General features: G+C 73.9%; 3 protein-coding genes and 1 pseudogene. 1 reads left to right on the top strand and 3 read right to left on the bottom strand.

Translation table 11 applies throughout. From position 1 onward, the window contains the following. Positions 1-648 (bottom strand): alpha/beta fold hydrolase (locus D7X55_RS36420; RefSeq protein ID WP_121725437.1); only part of this gene is annotated, 648 nt, incomplete at its 3' end. 142 nt (positions 649-790) lie between these two features. Here D7X55_RS36420 and D7X55_RS36415 point away from each other — a divergent pair. Further along, on the top strand, positions 791-3,202 hold the full coding sequence (locus D7X55_RS36415; protein WP_147470360.1) for a YfhO family protein: 2,412 nt from the start codon (positions 791-793) through the stop codon (positions 3,200-3,202). On the opposite strand, the gene D7X55_RS36410 is transcribed toward D7X55_RS36415, so the two are convergent. Next, positions 3,152-4,009, bottom strand: coding sequence for a ChaN family lipoprotein (locus D7X55_RS36410; protein WP_147470359.1), 858 nt, complete (start codon positions 4,007-4,009; stop codon positions 3,152-3,154). The genes D7X55_RS36415 and D7X55_RS36410 overlap by 51 nt on opposite strands. 122 nt (positions 4,010-4,131) lie before the next feature. Continuing rightward, positions 4,132-4,488: pseudogene (locus tag D7X55_RS36405) on the bottom strand (hypothetical protein); the annotation flags it as partial.

Genomic DNA, 4,488 nt, shown 5'->3' with positions numbered 1-4,488 from the left:
CACGCCCCCGCTGATGCTGTGCCCCACCAGCACGAAGCGGCGCAGCCCCAGCGCCCGCACGACGGCGGAGATGTCCCCGGCGAGCGACTCCAGCGTGTAGTCCTCCGGCTCCGGAACGGTGGAGCCGCCGTGGCCCCGCAGCTCCAGCGCGATGCCCCGGCGGCCCTGGCGGGCCAGGTGCTCCAGCTGCGCCTGCCAGTGGGACGCGTTGCCCGCGAGCCCGTGCACGAAGACCACCGGCAGCGACTTCCCGCCCCCACCCGTGTCCACCAGCCGCAGGTCTCCCGCGGGCCCCGCCACGCGGAAGTCGTCGAAGCGGACGCGCTCGGGCTCGAAGGCCTGGCCCTGCGCGAAGGGGACCTCGTAGTGGGTGACGTGCAGGTCCCGGTCGATGAGGTAGCGGTCGTCCTCCGGGAAGAAGATGGCGCGCTCCGGCGTGTCCCCCGCGAAGCGCTTCACCGCGTCCATGGACTCCCACAGCGTGACGAGCAGGAACTCCGCGCGCCCGTCCGCCACCTTGCGCAGGCAGTACGCGGCCAGGTTGCCCGGCGTGCGCCGGTAGTGCGTGAGGCCTGTCTGGTGGAGATAGGCGAGGTAGGCGTCGGCGTCCTCCGCCTTCGTCACTCCGCGCCAGGTGCGTGCGAGCATTCCAGGTTCCTCGTGCCGGCAAAAAGGGATGGAGCCGCGCATGTAGCGCGCCCGGTGGGAGGACGGCCATTCCCCCGGTGTCCCGGGTGTGCGCGGACGACACTTGGCTTGGGGCCGGGCCTCACCGACGATGCCCGCACACGTGGACACGAACCCCGACGCACCGATTCCCGAGGCAGCCCCCCGGCGTGAGCGCCCAGGCTGGCGCTGGGTGCTCGGGGGCCTGTCGCTGGTGCTGCCCGCGCTCTTCTTCTTCCGGGCCACGTTCACGAGTGACGTCTTCCTCGCGGGCGACACGCTGCGGGCCTTCTACCCGATGCGCGCCTACTGGGCCGAGCGCGTGTCCCGGGGCGGGTTCCCCGACTGGTTCCCCTACGACGGCTTCGGGCAGTCGTTCCCCGCCATCTTCATCTCCGGTGTGTTCCACCCCACGGCGCTCCTGCACCTGGTGCTGCCCCTGGGCGTGGCGGTGAAGCTCACCGTGCTCGTGTGCTTCCCCGTGGCGTTCCTGGGCACGGTGGCGCTGCTGCGCGAGTGGGGCGTCCCCCGCGCGGGCGCGCTGTTCGGGGCGCTGACGTTCACCTTCAGCGGCTACCTGGTCTGCATCACGAACAACCCCACGTACCTGCTGGCTGCGAGCACCGTCCCCGCCGCGCTGTGGGGCGTGCTGCGCTTCGTGCGGCGTCCGTCGGCGGCCCGGCTGGCGGTGGGCGGTGGTCTGTTGGCCCTGGTCGCGTTCGGCGGGGATGCGCAGGCGTTCGCCGTCACCCAGGCGCTGGGCGTGCTGGTGGCGCTGACAGAGCCCGTGACGGCGCCGGGCACATGGGGCCGGCGCGTGGGGGCGTGTCTGTTGCTGGTGGCCACCGGCGGCCTGCTGGCCGCGCCCCAGCTGCTTCCCGCCGCGGCGCTGGTGATGACGGGCGAGCCCGGGGCCCGGTCGCTGGCGGAGGCGCAGGACTTCTCGCTGCACCCGCTGCGGGTGGGGGAGCTGCTGCTGGGCCCGTTCCTGACGGATCCGGTGGGCGTCCGCGGCATCCCGGAGCTCGCCGTGCGCAAGCTCATCCGCACGGGGGCCTTCACGCGCGCGTGGGTGGACTCGCTCTACGTGGGCACGCCCGCGTTCGTGCTGGCGCTGGCGGGCGTGGGGGCTTCGTGGCGGCAGCGGCGCACCTGGGTGTTCGTGGGCGCGTGGCTGCTGCTGCTGGCGCTGATGCTGGGCTCGCTGCTGCCCGTGTACGGCTGGGTGTATCAACTGCTGCCGCCGTGGCGGCCCTTCCGCTACCCGGAGAAGCTGGGGTCCTTCCTGGTGCTGGGGCTCGCGGTGGGCGCGGCCCTGGGCTGGCGGCGGTGTCTGGGGCCCGGAGGAAATCCTCGCGCGGTCATCGTCGCGGGCATGGCGGTGGCGGCCTTCTGCGCGGCGGTCGTGCTGGGCGAGTCGGTGGGCGGGCTGTGGACGCGGGGCTACGTGCTGCCGCACTGGCCGGATGCGCCCGCCGCGGCCATCGAGGGCCTGTCCGGCAATGTGGTGCGCATGGGGGGCCTGGCCACGGGGCTGGCGCTCCTGTGCGCGGTCCTGGCGTGGCGGCCCAGGCTGGCGGCGGGGCTGGTGGTGATTCAGTGGGCCGCGCTCTCCTGGGAGAACGGTCCGCTCTACCAGGTGTCACCGGCGGAGATCCTGGAGACGCCGCCTCCGCTCGTGGAGCGGATCCGCGCGGCCTCGGCTCCGGACGAGCCCGTGCGGGTGAACCTGATGGTGAAGGGCTACGGGGCGCCCCCCTTGAAGGGCTACGAGTTCAAGGACCGGCTGAGCCTGGGGCAGGTGGCGGTGCTCGCGCCGGACACGTCGGTGTTCTGGGGCATCGAGAGCGCGGCCAGCTACCTGCCGGGGCGCAGCCCGCGCCTGGGCCGGTTGATGAACGACCCCCGGCGCTGGGCCTTCGAGCTGGCGCCCCGCCTGTCCACGCCCTTCACGGTGACGCGCACGCGGGAGCTCACCGGGGGACCGCCTCCGGGGACGCGGGTGGTGGCGGTGGATCCGCTCTTCGAGGCGACGCTGCTGGGGCACCCCGATGCGCCCGCGCGGATCCACCTGGCCCGGCCGGAGTGCGTGGCGACGGCCGATGACGCCGTGAAGCGGATGACCGCGCCCGAGCCCGCGGCGCCCGGGACCGCCCTCGTGGAGTGTCCGGAGCCGCTGCCGGTGGAGGCCGCGTCCGGCACGGGCGGCGTGCGCGTGACTCGTGAGTCGCCGGAGCACTTCACGGTGGACGTGGAGGCTGCCGCGCCCTCCGTCCTGGTGATCAACGATGCGTACCAGCCCGGCTGGACCGCGACGCTGGATGGCGCGCCCGTGCCCATCCTCGCCGCCAACGTGGCGGTGCGCGCGGTGCCGGTGCCGGCGGGACGGCACTCGGTGGTGATGCGCTACCGGACGCCGGGGCTGGTTCCCGGCGTGGCGCTGGGCCTGCTTACGCTGGGCGCGCTGGGCGCGGCGATGGTCGTGTCAGTGCGGCGCGGGCGTCGCGGTGCTCGTGGCGCTGAACGCGGGCGGTGAGGCGGTCATCGGTCCGACGGCGTAGGTGCCGTCGTAGCCGTCCGGATCCTCCGCCTTCTTCTGGAGCGTGATGCCCGTGGCGCCTGCTTCGCCACGGCTTCGCAGCGGATGCTGACCACAGGTGTCCGCCGTCATTCCCCGGCAGACCCACGCGGAGCCCCCGGCGTTCACCACGTCGAGCGACACCAGTCCGGGCTCCGCTTCGAGCAGCCGGTGCGTCATGAACTGGAGTTTGTCGTCCCAGGGCGCGCCCACGTCGCGGCGCGCGTGCAGGTTGCCCACGAGCACGATGAAGGTGTCCCCGCGCGCCTCGCTCCTGGCCTGACGCAGCCAGGTGGCCATCGTGTCGTCGCGGTCCTTGCCGCCCGCGTCGAAGGCCACCACCCGCACCGGCAGGCCCGCGCGCGTCCACTCGCGCACGCGCTCCAGCAGGTGGCGCATGGCCTCGCTGGTGCGGCCGTCCTGCGCCTCGCGGCGCCAGAAGGCGCTGTCGGGCGGCCCCTCGGATTCACCCGCGACGAACGCATCGAGGCGCGCCTGCTCCTCCAAGGGGAGCTCCAACGCCAGCCGCACCGGCTGTCCCGCCGCCGCCGCGTGACACGCCAGCCGCGCCGCGAAGTCCGGCGCCTCCCGCGTGCCGTGGATCTCCCCCAGGACGACGAAGGCCGCGGGCTTGAGCACCGCCTCCATGCCGGGAATCACCGGGCCACAGTCCGCCTTCGCGGGCGGAACCGGGGCCTCTCTCGCCGTCCGGCACCCGGCCAGCAGACAGGTGGCCAACAACAGGGACCTCGGGGAAGGGCGCATGGGCTGGGAGCCTCCAGGGCGGAAACAGGAAGCCCCAGTGTCTCCCAAGCCCAGGCCCCTGGAAACACGACGGCCCGCCCCGGGAGACGGAGCGGGCCGGATGCGAGGGGGGCGGGACTTTGTCAGGCCGTGGGGACGACGACGCTGGCGCTCGTCTGGCGCTGGGACGCCATGAGCGCCGAGCGCTGCAACCACCCGGCGAGCCCCAGCATCGCGAGCCCCGAGGTGCGCAGCGTGCGCAGGAGCTCCACCGCCTCCGCGGGGTTGCCGGGCAGCAGCGGCGCCAGCCACTCGCGCGCGTCGTAGAAGAGCCACACCGCGCCGGACATGCCCATGGCCCACCACACCCAGGCCAGCCGCCCGCCGCGCAGCATGTACGCGACGCGCAGCAGGGGGGCGACGAGCAGGATGGTCGTCATGTCCGCCAGCGTGGACGCCAGCGCGATGACCGCCGTGCACGTGGCCGCGAAGCCCTGGCC

The sequence above is a fragment of the Corallococcus sp. AB049A genome (assembly GCF_003668885.1).
In the GTDB taxonomy this organism is placed as follows: Bacteria; Myxococcota; Myxococcia; order Myxococcales; family Myxococcaceae; genus Corallococcus; species Corallococcus interemptor.
This window is presented reverse-complemented; position numbering and strand designations above follow the sequence as displayed.

Bases quoted from the DNA above. Each gene is read 5' to 3' on its own strand.
- D7X55_RS36410 (WP_147470359.1), bottom strand. From the start codon at position 4,009: ATGCGCCCTTCCCCGAGGTCCCTGTTGTTGGCCACCTGTCTGCTGGCC.